The organism is Streptomyces sp. AM6-12 (assembly GCF_044327085.1).
Taxonomy (GTDB): Bacteria; Actinomycetota; Actinomycetes; order Streptomycetales; family Streptomycetaceae; genus Streptomyces.
The window spans coordinates 635,711-651,185 of record NZ_JBIQWN010000002.1 but is presented as its reverse complement, the minus strand read 5'-3'; the positions used below and the strand labels follow the sequence as shown (position 1 = coordinate 651,185).

Below are 15,475 nucleotides of genomic sequence, written 5' to 3'. Positions count from 1 at the left end.
TCGGCCCCCGTGCTCAGGTCTCCTCAGAGCGGACGATCACCACCGGGCAGGGGGCATGCGCGGCCACCCGCTGGCTGACGGAGCCGAGCAGGGCGCGGGCGAAGCCGCCCCGGCCCCGGCTGCCGACGACCAGGACCTCGGCGCCCTCGGCGGCCCGGAGCAGGATGTCGGCGGGGTTGCCGTGGGCCATGCGGGTGCGCACTTCGGCGGCCGCGTCCGCGCCGAGCACCTCGGTGAGCTCCCGCGTCATCTGCTCGAGGGTGGCCTCCTCGTCCATGTACATGTCCACCGCCGGCGCGGACCAGCCGTACAGCGGCACCTCCCAGGCCGCGACGGCCTCCGCCACCCCGCCGACGAGCGCGGCGTAGCGCACCGCCCAGCGCACCGCCTCGAAGGAGGAGGGCGAGCCGTCCACCCCCACCACGATCCGGGGCCTGGAGACGTCCTGGTCCATCTGTCCCACCTCTCTGCGGCGGCGCCGGCCACGGCTGTAGCCTCCTGCGCTCCACGCTGCGCGAGATGCCGCCGCCGCGCCAGAAAAGAGCGTCCGTTCGGCCCTGCCGCCGGGCGCCGGGGCGGTGCATCCTGCCGTAAGGGGAACCGGGAGGTACGGGAGGTGAGGCACGGATGGGCAAACAGAGCAGGAAGAACGGCAAGGCGAAGGCCGCGGGGCGGCGTACCGGCCGCGACTGCGGGGCCCCGCTGCCCACACGCCGGGGCGCGCATCCCCGCACCGGCAACGCCACCCCCGGCGCGGGCCACTGGCGCGGCCACGGCCCCGGCAATCAGTGGCTGCTGCTGCCCGGCGGCACCTGGCGCCGGGTCGAGACGATCCGGGTGCGCGCCCTGTTCGGCTGAGCGGACGCCCTTTTCCCGGTCGGAGGTGATCGGCCAGGGCCTTCCGGATCAGGTCGGCGCCGGCCGACGGCGAGAACGCCGCAGATGTGCGTGCCAGACGCCGTGACCCCGACAAGATCCGAAAGAGAGACCCCTAGCCCGGAGTGAGCGGCAGGTCGTCGGTGAAGGCGTTGATCGGCTGGGCGATCGGGGTGGTCCGGCGGACGTCGAGCGCGGCCGGCGCGGACCGGGTGCCGAGGGTGCCCGCGGGGTGCCAGGTGCCGGTGACGGCGAGCCAGGTGTTGGCCGGGGGCGCCGCGGAGCCGTAGACGTGGATCTTGACGGTCTGGGAGTCGGCGGCGCAGCAGGTGAAGATGATGCGGGTCAGGTACCAGCCGTCACCCGCCGTGTCCGGGGTGACGAAGCCGGTCAGGCGGACGGTACGGTCCCGGATGGCGCGGCTGCGGTCCTGCTGCACGCGCTTGGTGAAGTCCGTGAGGGTCAGCGGCAGCGGGGAGGTCGCGGGCAGTGGCCCGAAGCCCCTCTTCTGCACGGCGACCGGCTTGGCGCCGGAGCGTGCGGCGGTGTAGGCGCCGAGGGCCGGCGGGGCGAAGAGGAGCAGGCTCAACGCGGGCAGGAAGAGGAGCCAGGCGACCCTGGGCGTGCCGGAGTGGTCGTGGCCGTCGTGGCAGCCCTGGCTCTCCTGGCCGTGCCCTGTGCTCGCGGTCCGGGTGAAGGCCGCCGCGATCCCCAGCAGGAGCAGGACCACGCCGGAGGCGATCAGCACGGGGCGCAGCCCGGGTTTGACGTAGCGCAGGTAGGTGTCGCCGAACAGGGTGATGCGCAGCAGGCCGAGGCCGGTCAGCTTCAGCAGCAGGCTCGACAGGAGGCGTCTCACAGCAGGGCCCCTCCGGTCAGGGCGCTGGCGGCGACGGCCACGACCGTGGTCGCCGTGCAGAACCGCCAGGCGAAGGCGCGGCCGAAGGTGCCCGCCTGGAGGGCGATCAGCTTCAGGTCGACCATGGGCCCGACGACCATGAACGCGAGCCGGGCGGTCGGTGAGAACCCGGTCAGCGAGGCGGCGACGAACGCGTCGGCCTCCGAGCAGACCGCCAGCAGGACGGCGAGACCGGCCAGGAAGATCACCGAGAGCCAGGGGGTGCCGGAGAAGGCGTCGAGGACGGCGCGCGGCACGGCGACGTTGAAGGTGGCGGCGGCCATGGCGCCGAGCACCAGGAAGCCGCCGGCCTGGAGGAAGTCGTGCTGGAAGCCGGCCCGGAACTCCCGCCAGCGGCTGTGGCCGTGGGCGTGCCCGGTGTGCCGGTGGCGCAGGGCCGGGCGCAGCCACTTCTCGTCGCCCCGCCAGAGCCACAGCCAGCCCATCACGGCGGCCGTGCCGAGGGAGGCGAGCAGGCGGGCGGCGATCATCGCGGGGTCGCCGGGGAAGGCGACGGCGGTGGCGGTGAGCACGACGGGGTTGATGGCGGGCGCGGACAGCAGGAAGGCGAAGGCGGCGGCCGGGGTGACGCCCCGGCGGATCAGGCTGTTGGCGACCGGGACGGAGGCGCATTCGCAGCCCGGCAGCACCGCGCCGGCGACGCCGGCGACCGGCACGGCGAGCGCGGCCCGCTTCGGCAGCACGCGGGTGAACAGATCGGCGGGCACGAAGGCGTTGATGGCCCCGGACAGCACGGTGCCGAGCACGAGGAACGGGAGCGCTTGGACGGTGATGGCCAGGCAGACGGTGCGCCAGGCCCCCACGGCGGGCTGGTCCAGCCACTGTGCGCCGCCGAGGAGGAGTACGGCCGTCGCGCCCGCCGCGAGCAGGGCGGCCGCGCCGAGCGGCCAGAGCCCAGGGCGGCGCACGGACGCAGGCGGCGGGACGGGGACGACCGCCACGCCCTCCTCCGCGGCAACCAGTTCATCCGTTTTTTCCATGATCGCTCCGGATGTCGGTGTCCGGCCGACGATAAGCGAGGACCGGGGCCGGGCCGCGCATACACGCCGCCGCGGCGGCGCCCGTGCACCGCTTGGCCTCCCCCGTGTCTCTTCTCACAAAACGGGGCGAAACGAGGCCGGAGTGACGGCAGCCACTTCGCATGGGGCCGGATGTGTCTACGTTCGGGTGCCATGTCCTCGCACCCGCGCCGCACGGCCGGCGCCCTCCTGGCCTCGGTGGCCGCCCTGCTCACCGCCGGCGTCCCGGCGGCTGCCGCCGCCACGCCCACCCCGCAGCCGAAGCCGACGACCTCGGACCCGGCTCCGAAAGCCTCCGCCCCGGTTCCCGACCCGCGCGCCACCGTCGCCGTCCTCGACCTCGACGCGGGCGGCGCCACCCCCGTGATCCAGGGCGAGGACCGCGCCTACGACACCGCCAGCATCGTCAAGGTCGACATCCTGGCTGCGCTGCTGCTCAAGGCGCAGGACGAGCACCGGACGCTCACCGACGAGGAGCGCGGGCACGCCGAGCCGATGATCCGGCGCAGCGACAACGAGGCGGCGAACGCCCTGTGGAAGGAGATCGGCCGGGCCCCCGGCCTCACGGCCGCCAACGACCGCCTGGGGCTCACCTCGACCACGGCGGGTCCCGGCGGCAAATGGGGGCTGACCCGGACGACCGCGAGCGACCAGATACGGCTGCTGCGCGCGGTCTTCGACGACGGCGCCCCGACCCCCCTCACCGACGACGCCCGCGCCTATATCCGCACCCTGATGGCCGGGGTCCTGCCCGAGCAGTCCTGGGGCGTCTCGGCGGTGAACGCGGCCGGCACCGAGCTGAAGAACGGCTGGCTCCAGCGCACCACCACGGGCCTGTGGGACGTCAACAGCATCGGCGAGGTCACCCTCGGCGGCCACCGGTGCCTCGTCGCCGTCCTCTCCGACGGCAGCGCCTCCATGAGCGACGGCGTCTCGCTGGTGGAGCGCACCGCCCGCGCCGCGGTGGCCTGACAGCCGGGCGCGGGCGCTTTTCGGCCGGCGCGGACGGGGCACGCGGGCGGGGTACGACTTCCGACCCGAGGGGCGATGCCACCATGAGCGAGTACGAACGTTCCCGCACGATGCCCGCCCAGCCCGAGCACGTCTTCGACCAGGCGGCCAATCTCGACCAGCTGGACTCCTGGCTCCCGGACGCCCTGCACGTGGCCCCCGAGGACCCGCCCGCCGTCAGCGTGCACGAGGCCGGTTCCGGCGAGGACACGCCCGCCCTGCTGCGGGCCCAGCCCGACCAGATGCGCCTGGAGTGGGGCACCCGTGAGCAGGGCGAGTACGCGGGCTGGCTCCAGGTGGCGGGCATCGGCAGCGGCGCCAGCGAGGTGACCGTCCATCTCTCCTTCTTCGACACCCGCCACGATCCGGGCGAACGCGCCGCCGCCAAGGCTCTGGAGGACAGCCTGCGCCGGCTGGAGGAACAGGTGCGCCTGCGCACGGACAACACGGCCGGCTGAACCGCCCGCGGGGAGCCCGGACGGGAACACGGGCGGGAGCACGGCGGGGGCGAGGTGACGGGCAACGGCGACGGGCGACGAGTGGCCGCGAAACCGGGACGATCTCTCGCACAACCGTTCCGGCGGCACAGGCGTCTCACAGCAAGGGGAACTCCCGTTCCTCCACTGACCGTTCGTCCGCCACCGTCGCTCCAGTCAGAGGATTCCATGCCTTTCAGCTCTCCCGGCCCCCGTGCGGTGCGCCAGACCGCGGGCGCGTTCGGCGCCGTCGCCCTGATCGCGCTGTGCGCCGCGCCGGCCGTGGCCGCCGACGGCCCCACGACCGGCCTGGCGCTGGGCACGATCGCGCCGTTCGACAAGGTGAAGCCGGGCAGCGACCTCCCGCTGTCGCCCGTCTTCACCAACACGGGCAGCGCGGCGCTCGACAAGGTCTGGCTGTCGTACTCCGTCACCCGCGGCCTGGGCCAGACCTCGGTTCCGTCCAACTGCCTGAGCTACACGGTCCCTTCGACCGACGAGCAGCCGGGCCGGGCGCAGGTGGTGTGCGAGTTCGACCAGCCGGTGCAGCCGGGCGCCGTGTACGCCCCGGAGCGCCCGCTGACCCTGAAGGCCCTGGACCGCGCTCTGTACGACCACATCCAGGTGGCGGTCGACTCCGCGGCCCCGGTCCCGGAGGACGGCGCCTCCCCCCCGGTGCACGGCACGGCAGCCGCGCTGAAACTGGTCGAGCGGACCGGTGAGAAGGCCCCGCCGGCCGGCGCCGCGCCGAGCGCTGACGTCGCGGTGAACGCCGCGGGCTCGGCCGACTTCCAGGTGGGCGGCGCCCAGTTGCAGGGCAAGGTCGGACAGACGGTCACGCTGCGGGTCACGTTCCGCAACGCGGGGCCCGCCTGGGTGCTGCCGCAGCCCGGTCAGCGCGCGGCCCATGTCCTGGTGACGCTGCCCGAGGGCACCTCGGCGGCGCGGACCGACGCGCGGTGCACGAACACCGGGGCCGAGTCCTACGCGTGCGGCACCGGCGCGCCCTGGGTGAACGAGCACGAGAGCACGTCGTACGCCTTCAAGGTGAAGATCGACAAGGCGGTGCCCGGCGCCCGCGGCTACGTGGAACTCGGCTCGGAGCCGCGGCCGTTCGACCATGTGAAGAAGAACGACACCGCCCGCATCGCGCTCGCCGTCACCGGCGGCACGGACACCTCGGGCGGCGGCTCCACCGGGGACGGCGGCTCACCGGGCGGCGGCGACCCGACCGGCGGCACCGGCTCGACGTCCACGGGCGGCACCGGCAAGGGCACCGACGGCGGCACCACCACCACGGGAGGCACCACCGGCGGTGCGACCGGCGCCGGCACCACCGGTGATCTCACCACCGGCGGCTCCGTCAGCCTCGCGAGCACCGGCGCCGGTCCGGCGCTGCCCCTCGCGGGCGCCGCGGGCGCGGCCGTGGTCCTCGGCGCGGGCGTCGTGGTGGCCGCCCGCCGCCGGGGCGGCCGCCAGGACTGATCCCCCGCCCGGCCTGACCGGCGGCGACGCCGGTCAGGTCCCCGAGCCGCCGAAGCCCTGGGTCGTGTACGCGCACTCGGTGTAGATGTATCCGGGGCGCAGCTTCGCGGTGTCGGAGCCCGCGGTCGTCACCCGGCCGCCGTTCGGCTTGTGCACGAAGTACGTGGTGCCGACCGGGAGTTGCAGGGTGCGCTGCGGATAGTCCTTGCCGCCGGCGCAGGGTTTGAAGGTGGACATCAGCGTGTCGGCGAGCAGGTACGACCGGCAGCCCCCGCAGGCCTTCAGGGTGAAGCTGCCGGTGACCGGGCCGGTGTAGAGAACGGTGACGTCGTCCGGGCTGTCGTTCTTCACCGTGACGGAGATGCTGCCGCCGGTGGCCGTGGTGGGCAGCTTCTTGCCGGCCGCCGGGATGGTCTGGGCGACCTCGGCGGCGATGGCGATCTTCTGGGCGAGCGCCCGGTTCCGGTGGTGCGGGTGTCCGGCGACGAACGTGTCCATGGTCTGCTGGGCGCCGCTGAAGTCGCCGCTCCTGTACTGCTGGACGCCGCAGTCGTAGGCGCCGTCGTCGCCGCTGCGCCCGGCCCGGGACGCGGCGGACGCGAGCTTGCCGCCGGGGTCGCCCGAGGCCGTCTTCAGGTCACCGATCCTGGTGTCGAGCCGCTGCAACTCCTCGACGGCCGCGCAGGATCCGGAGCCGCCCACGCCGTTCTGCGCCTTCTTGACGGCCGCGTCGACGGCGGGGGCCACCTTGGCCGTCTGCGCGGAGCGCGGGAACGTCTTCATCAAGTCGCCGAAGCGGGTGACCCAGTTTTGGTCGCCCGCGGACAGGCCCTGCGCTCCGCACTCGTACAGCGAGGTCGCGAGCCGGTCGTCGGGCCAGCCGGCGAGCGATCCGACGGTGGCGTCGGGCAATTCGCCGGGCACCGTGCGCAGATACGTCAGCGGGGCCACGGCGGTGCAGTAGTCCTGGCTGTCGTAGGGGGCGGCGACCTTGGCGTAGTAGGTGCGCAGGCTGGCGGGGACCTTGCGGGCGGCGCGGGAGCCGGGGTGGTCGCCGACGAGTTCGCGGTAGACGCCGAGGACCTCGCGGTAGTCGGGTTCGGCGGTGCTGAAGGGCTTGCCCGCGTCCGCCGCGACCAGGTGGTCGGCACTGGAGAGGCGGTCGAGGAGGGCTTGCTGTACGGCCTCCTCGCGGGCGTCCTGGTACCAGAGCGCGCCACCGGCCGGCACCGCGAGCAGCACCAGCCCGAGCAGCAGCGCGAGGGGCGCGCGGCCGGGCCAGACGAGGCGGGTGCGCAGCCCGAGGTACGCGCCGTGGGCGGCCGCCAGCAGCAGGAGCAGGACGTAGAGGGCCAGGATGGCGGCGGGGACGCCGTCGGCGTCGGCGGGCAGGGCGACGACCAGCAGGATCGCGGTCGCCAGCCAGCAGGCGACCATGAGGAGCCGGCGGCGCGTGAGCGCGTAGCCGAGGCCGAGTCCGCTGAGGTTGAGCAGGGCGACCGCGACGGCCCGGCCGGTGTCCTGGGGCGCGGGCGGCGGGCTCGTGGGCATGGGCGGCACGCGGAAGCCCTGGCCCGGAGCGCCGGGACCACCCGGACCGTACGGCCACGGTCCCGCGGGGGCTCCAGCGCCTCCGGCACCGCCCGCGGGGCTTTCGAATCCTCCGGGGACCGTCGGCCCGCCAGGGCTTCCGAACCCTCCCGGCCCTCCGGATCCCCCGGTGGCACCGGCGCCCCCCGGCCCCCGGTCTCCCCCCGCTCCCGCCGCGTCTCTCGGACCCTCCGGACCCCCGAAACCACCGGACATGACCACTCCCCCCGACTCTGACGACCCCCGCGGTGCGTAGCCTCCGATTCTAGCGGTCGGCGCATCCGCCGGAGCCCCAACGCCGTTTCACTTCACGGCACTTGGGGAACGTCCCGCCCTCCACTCACAGCCGCCGCACCCGGCGGTGCCGGGCCGCCGGTCCGCCACCCGGAGACGGGCGCATCGCCTGACCGGCCCAATGCGGGTGCGTCGGAGGGGCGGGAAGCGGCGACCGATGTGACCGTTATGGGAGAAATGTCCGGGTGTGCGAGGAACCACCCGGCTGCCCCAGGGACGAGGAGGCGGGATGCCGGACCAGGTCGGCGTGTGCGAACCCCTGCTCACGGAGGGTGCCGACGCCGAGCACGCGTGTGCCTTCGAGCAGCTGGGCGCCGTCGCGGACGCCGTGCTGTACGAGGGGTACCTGCTCTACCCGTACCGCCGGTCCTCGGCCAAGAACCGCGTCCGCTGGCAGTTCGGGGTGCTGCTCCCCCGCGACTGGGTGGAGCGCTTCGGCCCGGTGGCGCCCGGCGTCTCCGGCTCCGCGGACTCCTGGTACCAGCAGACCGAGTGCCTGGTGCGCACACCGGCGGACGACGCGGTCGTACGGCTGCGGGTGCGGTACCTCCAGATGCAGCACAAGCAGGTCGAGGACGCGAACGGGGCCCCGGTGGAGTCCCTGCGCACGGACGACGGCACCACGCATCTCTCCTTCGACGAGGCGATCGCTCGCGAGACCGAGCTGACGGCGTCGCTCGCTGAACTGCTGGACGGCGGTCGTACCGTCACGGTCGGCGCGCCCGCAGGCGAGGAGTACGAGCCGCTGCCCTCGGGCGCGGGACGGATCGTACGGCGGCACCGGGAGGTGCGGGCGGCGACGTCGGTGGCCGCCGAGCCGCTCGCGCCGGGCCTGTACCGGCTGCGGGTGCGCACCGAGAACACGGGCGAGCCGGCGGACGTGGGGGCCTGCCGGAACGAGGCGCTGCGGGAGGCGCTGATCGCCACGCACACGGTCATCGGCGGCGAGGGCCTGGAGTTCGTCTCGCTGATCGATCCGCCCGAGGCGCTGGCCGGGCAGGCACGGGAGTGCCGCAACGCGTTCACGTTCCCCGTGCTCGGGGGCGCGCCGCCGGAGTCGGACGACGGCGCGGGCGAGACCGGTCCGGCGATGCTCTCGGCGCCGATCATCCTCCCGGACCATCCGCAGGTGGCGCCGGAGAGTCCGGGCGATCTGCACGACGCGGCGGAGATCGACGAGATCCTCACGCTGCGGACGATGCTGCTGACCGACGAGGAGAAGGCGGAGGCGCGGGCCACCGATCCACGGGCCGCGCGGATCCTGGACCGGGTCGACAGCATGCCCCGCGAGGTCTTCGAACACCTGCACGGCGCGATCCGCTCCCTGACCCCGGCGGCTCCGACCGGGTCCCGGCCGGCCGGCTCGACCCGCACACCGGCCCCGGCAGCTCGCCCCGGAACCACGGCCCGCGCGGCATCCCCCGGCCCCGGCACACCCGAACGCCCCACCTGGTGGCAGGAAGGCGGGGACGAGGGGCTCTCGCCGACGACCGACACAGTGCTCGTGGCCGGGGTGCCCGTCGGGGCCGGCAGTCCGGTGCTGCTGCGGCCGCGCACGCGCGGGGCCGACGCCCAGGACATGTTCCTGGTCGGGCGGTCCGCCACCGTGGCCGGGGTCTTCCACGACGTGGACGGCGGCGTCCGGCTCGCCGTGACCGTGGACGACGATCCGGCCGCCGAACTGCACGGCTGGTACGGCCGTTTCCACTACTTCCGGCCCGACGAGGTCGAACCCCTCGCAACCACGGGCACCCCGGCCGCCCCCGGCCGGGCCCACGACCGACTGCGACGGAGGCCGCAGAGATGACCACACAGAGCGGTACCACCGAGGCCCGCGCCGACGCCCCGCAGGGCTTCGACGAGATCACCATCCTGTGGATCTCCGAGGGCATGAGCTGCGACGGCGACACCGTGTCGCTGACCGCCGCCGGGCAGCCGTCCATCGAGGACGTGGTGCTCGGCCTCATCCCCGGCCTGCCGAGGGTCAACCTCGTCAACAAGGTCCTCTCCCCGAGCCTGGGCGGCGAGGACTTCCTCGTCCCGTACCGCAAGGCGGCCCGCGGTGAACTGGAGCCCTTCATCCTGGTGATCGAGGGTTCGATCCCGAACCAGAACATCATCGAGGGCGACGGCTACTGGACGTCGTTCGGCAACGACCCGGCGACCGGTGAGCCGCAGACCCTCAACTGGTGGATCGACCAACTGGCGCCCAGAGCCTGGGCGGTGGTCGCGGCCGGCACCTGCGCCACGTTCGGCGGCATCCACGCCATGGCCGGCAACCCGACCGGCTGCATGGGCCTCGCGGACTACCTGGGCTGGGAGTTCAAGGCGCGCTCGGGCCTGCCAGTGGTCAACGTGCCCGGCTGCCCGATCCAGCCGGAGAACTTCATGGAGACCCTGGTCTGGGTGCTCCAGCACGCCGCCGGCACCGCTCCCCCGCCGCCGCTGGACCACATGCTGCGCCCGCAGTGGCTGTTCGGCAAGACCGTGCACGAGGGCTGCGACCGGGCCGCGTACTACGAGCAAGCCGACTTCGCCAAGGACTACAACTCCCCCAAGTGCCAGGTGAAGGTGGGCTGCTGGGGACCGGTCGTGAACTGCAACGTGCCCAAGCGGGGCTGGATGTCCGGCATCGGCGGTTGCCCGAACGTCGGCGGCATCTGCATCGGCTGCACCATGCCCAGCTTCCCCGACGCCTTCATGCCGTTCATGGACGAGCCGCCGGGCGGCACGCTCTCGTCGATGGTCATCAAGCCGTACGGGGCGGTCATCCGCCGGCTGCGCGGGCTGACCAACGACATGGTGAACCACGAGCCCCGCTGGCGGCACAACAAGCAGAAGCTGACCAGCGGTTACGACCCGCACTGGCGCGCGTGACGCCGCTCTCTCCCCGGCCGCGCCCCGTCCCGCCACCCGACCGCCGCACCCCGCCATCCGCCCCGCCCGACTCGAACAGCGAGGGACAGTACCGCAGATGACCACCACCGACGCGCGGACCTCAGGACGCAAACCCGCCCAGCTCGTGGACATGTCCTGGGATCCGATCACCCGGATCATCGGCAACCTGGGTATCTACACGAAGATCGACTTCGCCAACCGTGAGGTCGTGGAGTGCCACAGCACCTCGTCGCTGTTCCGCGGCTACTCGGTGTTCATGAAGGGCAAGGACCCGCGCGACGCCGGGTTCATCACCTCACGGATCTGCGGCATCTGCGGCGACAACCACACCACCTGCTCCAACTACGCCCAGCAGATGGCCTACGGCGTCAAGCCGCCGAAGCTGGCCGAGCACATCACCAACCTGGGCGAGGCGGCGGAGTACATCTTCGACCACACGATCTTCCAGGACAACCTGGTCTTCGTGGACTTCTGCGAGGCGATGGTCAAGGCCACCAACCCCGGTGTGCTGGCCCGCGCCGAGCGGACCGACGCGCCCCGCGGCGATGTGCACGGCTACCGCACCATCGCCGAGATCATGAAGGCCTTCAACCCCTTCGAGGGTGAGGTCTACAAGGAGGCGCTGAAGGTCAGCCGGATCACACGGGAGATGTTCTGCCTGATGGAGGGGCGCCATGTGCACCCCTCCACGCTCTATCCGGGCGGCGTCGGCACCATGCCGCAGCCGAGCGTCTTCACCGACTACCTCAGCCGGCTGATGCGCGTCATCGACTTCGTGAAGAAGGCGGTGGCGATGAACGACGACGTCTTCGACTTCTTCTACGAGGCGCTGCCCGGCTACGAGGAGGTCGGCAAGCGCCGCATCCTGCTGGGCTGTTGGGGCGCCTTCCAGAACCCGGACGTGGTCGACTACCGCTACGCCACCATGAACGAGTGGGGCAAGGCGATGTACGTCACGCCGGGCATCATCGTGGACGGCAAGCTGGTCACCAACAACCTGATCGACATCAACCTCGGGCTGCGCATCATGCTGGGCAGCTCCTTCTACGAGGACTGGGTGAACGAGGACCCGTTCGTCACCCACGACCCGCTGGGCAACCCCGTCGACATGCGCCACCCGTGGAACCAGACCACGGTGCCGGTGCCGCAGAAGCGGGACTTCGAGGGCAACTACAGCTGGGTGATGAGCCCGCGCTGGTACCACCCGGCCACCGGCGAGCACCTCGCCCTGGACACCGGCGGCGGCCCGCTCGCCCGGCTCTGGTCGACCGCGCTGAGCGGCCTGGTGGACACCCCGTACGTGAAGGCGACCGGGGGCGGCATCCGCATCACCCTGCCCAGGGGCGAGAAGCTGCCGGAGACCACGCTGGAGTGGCGCATCCCGAAGTGGAGCAACACCCTCGAACGCGACCGCGCCCGGCCGTACTTCATCGCCTACGCCGCCGCCATGGCGCTCCAGTTCCTGGAGGAGGCCATGGGGATGCTGCAGAGCGGCGACACCAAGGTCTTCGAGAACTTCGAGGTGCCGGACGAGTCGATCGGCTGCGGTTTCCACGAGGCGGTGCGCGGGGTCCTCTCGCACCACCTGGTGATCCGGGACAAGAAGATCGCCAACTACCACCCGTACCCGCCGACGCCGTGGAACGCCAGCCCCCGCGACATCTACGGCACGCCGGGTCCCTACGAGGACGCGGTGCAGGGCCAGCCGATCTTCGAGGAGAACGGGCCCGACGACTTCAAGGGCGTCGACATCATGCGCACCGTGCGCAGCTTCGACCCCTGCCTGCCGTGCGGGGTGCACATGTACATGGGCAAGGGCAAGACCCTGAGCACCGTGCACTCGCCGACGTACGGGGCCAACCATGGCTGAAGCGGCCGGGCGCCTCACGGACCGGGAGGTGGAAGCCCGGCTCGCGCGGCTGGACGAGGCGCTGGCCGGGCTGGAGCACACGCCCGGCCCCGCCCTGGAAGCGGTGCGGCTGCTGACCGAGGTCTACGGCGAAGCCCTCGGCCGGGTCCTGGACGGCGCGGACGAACGGCTGGGCGCGCGGCTGGCCGGTGACGAGCTGGTCGGCCACCTCATGGTGCTGCACGGCGTGCACCCGCAGCCCCTGGCCGAGCGGGCCCAGCGCGCGGTCGAACGGCTCGCGCCCGCGGTCCGCGAGCGCGGCGGCGACCTGGCGTGGGCCGGGGTCGAGGGCGAGGTCGCGCGGGTGCGGCTGGACTCCGGCTCCGGTTCCGGGGGCGGCTGCGGTGGCGGGTGCGGCGGTGGCTCCGCGGACATCGCGGCGGCGGTGCGGGAGGCCGTGCTGGCCGTGGCTCCCGAGCTGACCGGCGTCGAGATCGTGCCGGCCGGCGAGGAGCGCAGGGCAGCCCCCGCCTTCGTGCCGCTGAGCACGATCAAGCGCCGGTCCGTGCCGCAGGAGGCCGGGTGAGCGCGGACGGGGCGCTGGCGCGGGTGATCCGCTCCGCCGCGGAACGCGCGGCCACCGCCGACGCCGAGAGCTGCGAGCTGTGCGCGGCCCCGGTGGCGCCGGAGCATCCGCATCTGTACGACACCGGGGCCGCCGAGGTGCGCTGTGTGTGCGGTCCCTGCTCGGTGCTGTTCGCGGACGGCGCGGCGGGCGAGGGCCGCTACCGGCTGGTGCCCCGGCGCAGGGTGCGGCTCGCGCCCGTGGACACCGGGATGCTGGGTGTCCCGGTGGGGCTGGTGTTCTTCGTGCCGCGCTCCGACGGCACGGTCACCGCGCAGGGGCCGAGCCCGGCCGGGGCGATGCGCTGGGAGGTGGACGCGGACGCCTGGCGGCGGCTGGCCGCCGGGGTTCCGCAGGTGGCGTCCATCGCACCGGACGTGGAGGCGCTGCTGGTGAACACCGTACGGGGCCTTTCGGAGCACTGGATCGTGCCGGTCGACGACTGTTTCCGGATGACGGCGCTGGTCCGCCGCGAGTGGCGGGGCCTCTCCGGTGGCGGGCGGGTCTGGCCGGCCGTAGAACAGTTCTTCAGGGACCTCACCGAACGGTCGTAGTCGTACGACCTGGAAGGAGAGCGGACATGGGCACCATCCGAGTGGGCCGAGCCCAGGCGAAGCCCGACACCCCGAGCCATGTGCCCGGACTGCACCAGGGCAACAAGGGCCCGTACCAGGAGCAGACCGGGCACCACCGGGACGGCAGCTCCGACGCGCGCCGCTCCACCGGTATCCACTGGAAGCGGCATGACGCCCTGGGCGAGAGCATGCCGAACATCTCGCCCGGATGAGAGAACGGAAAGTGACCGCCATGAGCGATTGCAGAAGAAGACGGCGCACGCGAGCGCGGATGTCCGGACGGCAGCTCCTGCTGCTCCAGGCCGCGCTGGCGGGCGGTGTGATCACCGCCCTTGTGATCAAGGAATTCCCGGGCATCGTGCGGGAGTTGCGGATCTTCCGGATGACCGGCGGTCCGGGCGCGAACCGGCGCTACCCCTGAGGCGGCCGTGCACGAACTGTCGATCGCGGCGGCGATCGTGGAACAGGCAGAGGAGATCGCCCGCGCGGACGGTGCGGACCGGGTGTCCGCGGTGACCGTCCGGGTCGGTGAGCTGTCCGGGGTGGTGCCCGACGCGCTGGACTTCGCCTTCGAGGTGGCCCGCGACGGTACGGCGCTCGCGGGCGCCCGGCTCGTGGTGGAGCCGGTGCCCGCGCTGGCGTGGTGCGACGGGTGCGCCGAGGAGTTCGCGGTTGGCATACCGCCGTTCTTCTGGTGCCCGCGCTGCGACCGCCCCTCCCAGGAGCTGCGCAGCGGCCGGGAGCTGGAGATCACGGGCGTCGACACCTAGGAAACACGGACGGCGACACGTGGACATCGGTCCGGCCCCGCCGAGGACGGCGGGGCCGGATCTTTCCTGGTGGCTGTCGGTCAGCAGATCCGGGGCAGCTGCTCGCCCAGCGGCAGGTCCACGACGCGGGTGCCGCCGAGGCCGGTGGCGACGACGACCATGCCCGGATGGTCCGCCACGCACTCCCCGATCAGCGCCGCGCCGGTGCCCTGCGGGTGGGCGTGCATCGCGGCGAGCACCGCCTCGGCGTGCTCGGGCGGTACGAAGGCGACGAGCCGGCCCTCGTTGGCGACGTACAGCGGGTCCAGGCCCAGGAAGCCGCACGCGTTGCCGACCTCCTCCGGGACCGGGATGGCCCGGTCGCGCAGCAGCACTCCAGTGCCGGAGGCGCGGGCGATCTCGTTCAGGGAGGCGCCGAGCCCGCCGCGGGTGGGGTCGCGCAGGACGTGCAGGTCCTTGGTGACCGCCAGCATGGCCGCGACCAGACCGGCCAGCGGGGCGGTGTCGGAGGTGATCTCCACGCCGAACTCCAGCCCCTCGCGCACGCTCATCACGGCCACGCCGTGCTGCCCGATCGGGCCGCTGACGATCACCGCGTCGCCGGGCCGGGCGCGCTGGGGGCGGATGTCGACGCCGTCCGGGACCAGGCCGACGCCCGCCGTGGTGACGTAGACGCCGTCGCCGTGCCCGGACTCGACCACCTTGGTGTCACCGGTGATCACGGTGACGTCCGCGGCCCGCGCGGCGGCGCCGATGGCGCGGGCGATCCGCCCGACCACGGCCAGCTCCACACCCTCCTCCAGGACGAAGGCGGTGGACAGGTGGACGGGCCGGGCGCCGCTCATGGCGAGGTCGTTGACGGTGCCGTTGACGGCGAGGTCGCCGAGGCTGCCGCCGGGGAAGAACAGGGGCCGTACGACGTAGGAGTCGGTGGAGAAGGCGAGCCGGGCGCCGCCGAGCTCGAACACGGCGGAGTCGGTGAGGGCGGCGAGGGCGGGGTTGCCGTAGGCCGGGGCGAAGACCTGCTCGATCAGCTCGGCGGAGAGGGCACCGCCGCCGCCGTGGCCCATGACGACGACCGGCTGGTC

At 73.2% G+C, this 15,475-nt stretch carries 17 protein-coding genes; 12 read left to right on the top strand and 5 right to left on the bottom strand.

Translation table 11 applies throughout. The features are described 5' to 3' along the window. Positions 1-13: 13 nt before the first annotated feature. On the bottom strand, positions 14-454 hold the full coding sequence (locus ACE4Q9_RS31310; RefSeq protein WP_397987881.1) for a universal stress protein: 441 nt from the start codon (positions 452-454) through the stop codon (positions 14-16). Between the two features lie 173 nt (positions 455-627). On the opposite strand from ACE4Q9_RS31310, the gene ACE4Q9_RS31305 reads away from it, so the two are divergent. Continuing rightward, positions 628-858, top strand: coding sequence for a hypothetical protein (locus tag ACE4Q9_RS31305; protein WP_397987880.1), 231 nt, complete (start codon positions 628-630; stop codon positions 856-858). A gap of 133 nt (positions 859-991) precedes the next feature. Here ACE4Q9_RS31305 and ACE4Q9_RS31300 read toward each other — a convergent pair whose 3' ends face one another. After that, the gene (locus ACE4Q9_RS31300; RefSeq protein WP_397987879.1) at positions 992-1,735 is read right to left on the bottom strand and encodes a TIGR03943 family putative permease subunit; all 744 of its coding nucleotides are present in this window, start codon (positions 1,733-1,735) and stop codon (positions 992-994) included. Then, a complete protein-coding gene (locus tag ACE4Q9_RS31295) occupies positions 1,732-2,775 on the bottom strand; it encodes a permease (RefSeq protein ID WP_397987878.1) in 1,044 nt (347 codons plus the stop codon). The genes ACE4Q9_RS31300 and ACE4Q9_RS31295 overlap by 4 nt, the downstream gene beginning before the upstream one ends. Positions 2,776-2,967: 192 nt before the next feature. Here ACE4Q9_RS31295 and ACE4Q9_RS31290 point away from each other — a divergent pair, with 192 nt between their 5' ends. The 3 genes from ACE4Q9_RS31290 to ACE4Q9_RS31280 all read left to right on the top strand — a co-directional run bounded on the left by ACE4Q9_RS31290 (position 2,968) and on the right by ACE4Q9_RS31280 (position 5,786). Then, the gene (locus tag ACE4Q9_RS31290; RefSeq protein WP_397987877.1) at positions 2,968-3,786 is read left to right on the top strand and encodes a serine hydrolase; all 819 of its coding nucleotides are present in this window, start codon (positions 2,968-2,970) and stop codon (positions 3,784-3,786) included. A gap of 83 nt (positions 3,787-3,869) precedes the next feature. Further along, the gene (locus ACE4Q9_RS31285) at positions 3,870-4,283 is read left to right on the top strand and encodes an SRPBCC family protein (protein WP_397987876.1); all 414 of its coding nucleotides are present in this window, start codon (positions 3,870-3,872) and stop codon (positions 4,281-4,283) included. A gap of 207 nt (positions 4,284-4,490) precedes the next feature. Next, positions 4,491-5,786 carry a hypothetical protein gene (locus ACE4Q9_RS31280; protein WP_397987875.1) on the top strand — a complete coding sequence of 432 codons (1,296 nt, stop codon included), beginning with the start codon at positions 4,491-4,493 and terminating at the stop codon, positions 5,784-5,786. Between the two features lie 33 nt (positions 5,787-5,819). On the opposite strand, the gene ACE4Q9_RS31275 is transcribed toward ACE4Q9_RS31280, so the two are convergent. Then, positions 5,820-7,337, bottom strand: a complete 1,518-nt coding sequence (locus tag ACE4Q9_RS31275; RefSeq protein WP_397987874.1) for a hypothetical protein — start codon at positions 7,335-7,337, stop codon at positions 5,820-5,822. A gap of 562 nt (positions 7,338-7,899) precedes the next feature. Between ACE4Q9_RS31275 and ACE4Q9_RS31270 the strand changes: the two genes are divergently transcribed. The 8 genes from ACE4Q9_RS31270 to hypA all read left to right on the top strand — a co-directional run bounded on the left by ACE4Q9_RS31270 (position 7,900) and on the right by hypA (position 14,387). Then, the gene (locus ACE4Q9_RS31270) at positions 7,900-9,477 is read left to right on the top strand and encodes a hypothetical protein (protein WP_397987873.1); all 1,578 of its coding nucleotides are present in this window, start codon (positions 7,900-7,902) and stop codon (positions 9,475-9,477) included. Beyond that, positions 9,474-10,547: a hydrogenase expression protein HypE gene (locus ACE4Q9_RS31265; protein ID WP_397987872.1), complete on the top strand. Its 1,074-nt coding sequence runs from the start codon at positions 9,474-9,476 to the stop codon at positions 10,545-10,547. The genes ACE4Q9_RS31270 and ACE4Q9_RS31265 overlap by 4 nt, the downstream gene beginning before the upstream one ends. A gap of 97 nt (positions 10,548-10,644) precedes the next feature. After that, positions 10,645-12,438: a nickel-dependent hydrogenase large subunit gene (locus ACE4Q9_RS31260; RefSeq protein WP_397987871.1), complete on the top strand. Its 1,794-nt coding sequence runs from the start codon at positions 10,645-10,647 to the stop codon at positions 12,436-12,438. Next, a complete protein-coding gene (locus tag ACE4Q9_RS31255) occupies positions 12,431-13,003 on the top strand; it encodes a NifU family protein (RefSeq protein ID WP_397987870.1) in 573 nt (190 codons plus the stop codon). The genes ACE4Q9_RS31260 and ACE4Q9_RS31255 overlap by 8 nt, the downstream gene beginning before the upstream one ends. Next, a complete protein-coding gene (locus ACE4Q9_RS31250) occupies positions 13,000-13,596 on the top strand; it encodes a DUF5947 family protein (protein WP_397987869.1) in 597 nt (198 codons plus the stop codon). Before ACE4Q9_RS31255 ends, ACE4Q9_RS31250 begins: the two co-directional genes overlap by 4 nt. A gap of 26 nt (positions 13,597-13,622) precedes the next feature. Next, complete coding sequence (locus ACE4Q9_RS31245) at positions 13,623-13,829, top strand: hypothetical protein (protein WP_397987868.1); 207 nt, start codon at positions 13,623-13,625, stop codon at positions 13,827-13,829. Between the two features lie 20 nt (positions 13,830-13,849). Beyond that, positions 13,850-14,038 carry a hypothetical protein gene (locus ACE4Q9_RS31240; protein ID WP_397987867.1) on the top strand — a complete coding sequence of 63 codons (189 nt, stop codon included), beginning with the start codon at positions 13,850-13,852 and terminating at the stop codon, positions 14,036-14,038. Positions 14,039-14,045: 7 nt separating this feature from the next. Next, complete coding sequence (gene hypA, locus ACE4Q9_RS31235; RefSeq protein WP_397987866.1) at positions 14,046-14,387, top strand: hydrogenase maturation nickel metallochaperone HypA; 342 nt, start codon at positions 14,046-14,048, stop codon at positions 14,385-14,387. Between the two features lie 80 nt (positions 14,388-14,467). Here hypA and hypE read toward each other — a convergent pair whose 3' ends face one another. Then, entirely contained in the window at positions 14,468-15,457 is a 990-nt protein-coding gene (hypE, locus tag ACE4Q9_RS31230) for a hydrogenase expression/formation protein HypE (protein ID WP_397988282.1), read from the bottom strand. Positions 15,458-15,475: the final 18 nt, after the last annotated feature.

Bases quoted from the DNA above. Each gene is read 5' to 3' on its own strand.
- ACE4Q9_RS31310 (WP_397987881.1), bottom strand. From the start codon at position 454: ATGGACCAGGACGTCTCCAGGCCCCGGATCGTGGTGGGGGTGGACGGC.
- ACE4Q9_RS31305 (WP_397987880.1), top strand. From the start codon at position 628: ATGGGCAAACAGAGCAGGAAGAACGGCAAGGCGAAGGCCGCGGGGCGG.
- ACE4Q9_RS31295 (WP_397987878.1), bottom strand. From the start codon at position 2,775: ATGGAAAAAACGGATGAACTGGTTGCCGCGGAGGAGGGCGTGGCGGTC.
- ACE4Q9_RS31290 (WP_397987877.1), top strand. From the start codon at position 2,968: ATGTCCTCGCACCCGCGCCGCACGGCCGGCGCCCTCCTGGCCTCGGTG.
- ACE4Q9_RS31285 (WP_397987876.1), top strand. From the start codon at position 3,870: ATGAGCGAGTACGAACGTTCCCGCACGATGCCCGCCCAGCCCGAGCAC.
- ACE4Q9_RS31280 (WP_397987875.1), top strand. From the start codon at position 4,491: ATGCCTTTCAGCTCTCCCGGCCCCCGTGCGGTGCGCCAGACCGCGGGC.
- ACE4Q9_RS31275 (WP_397987874.1), bottom strand. From the start codon at position 7,337: ATGCCCACGAGCCCGCCGCCCGCGCCCCAGGACACCGGCCGGGCCGTC.
- ACE4Q9_RS31270 (WP_397987873.1), top strand. From the start codon at position 7,900: ATGCCGGACCAGGTCGGCGTGTGCGAACCCCTGCTCACGGAGGGTGCC.
- ACE4Q9_RS31265 (WP_397987872.1), top strand. From the start codon at position 9,474: ATGACCACACAGAGCGGTACCACCGAGGCCCGCGCCGACGCCCCGCAG.
- ACE4Q9_RS31260 (WP_397987871.1), top strand. From the start codon at position 10,645: ATGACCACCACCGACGCGCGGACCTCAGGACGCAAACCCGCCCAGCTC.
- ACE4Q9_RS31255 (WP_397987870.1), top strand. From the start codon at position 12,431: ATGGCTGAAGCGGCCGGGCGCCTCACGGACCGGGAGGTGGAAGCCCGG.
- ACE4Q9_RS31245 (WP_397987868.1), top strand. From the start codon at position 13,623: ATGGGCACCATCCGAGTGGGCCGAGCCCAGGCGAAGCCCGACACCCCG.
- ACE4Q9_RS31240 (WP_397987867.1), top strand. From the start codon at position 13,850: ATGAGCGATTGCAGAAGAAGACGGCGCACGCGAGCGCGGATGTCCGGA.
- hypE (WP_397988282.1), bottom strand. From the start codon at position 15,457: ATGGGCCACGGCGGCGGCGGTGCCCTCTCCGCCGAGCTGATCGAGCAG.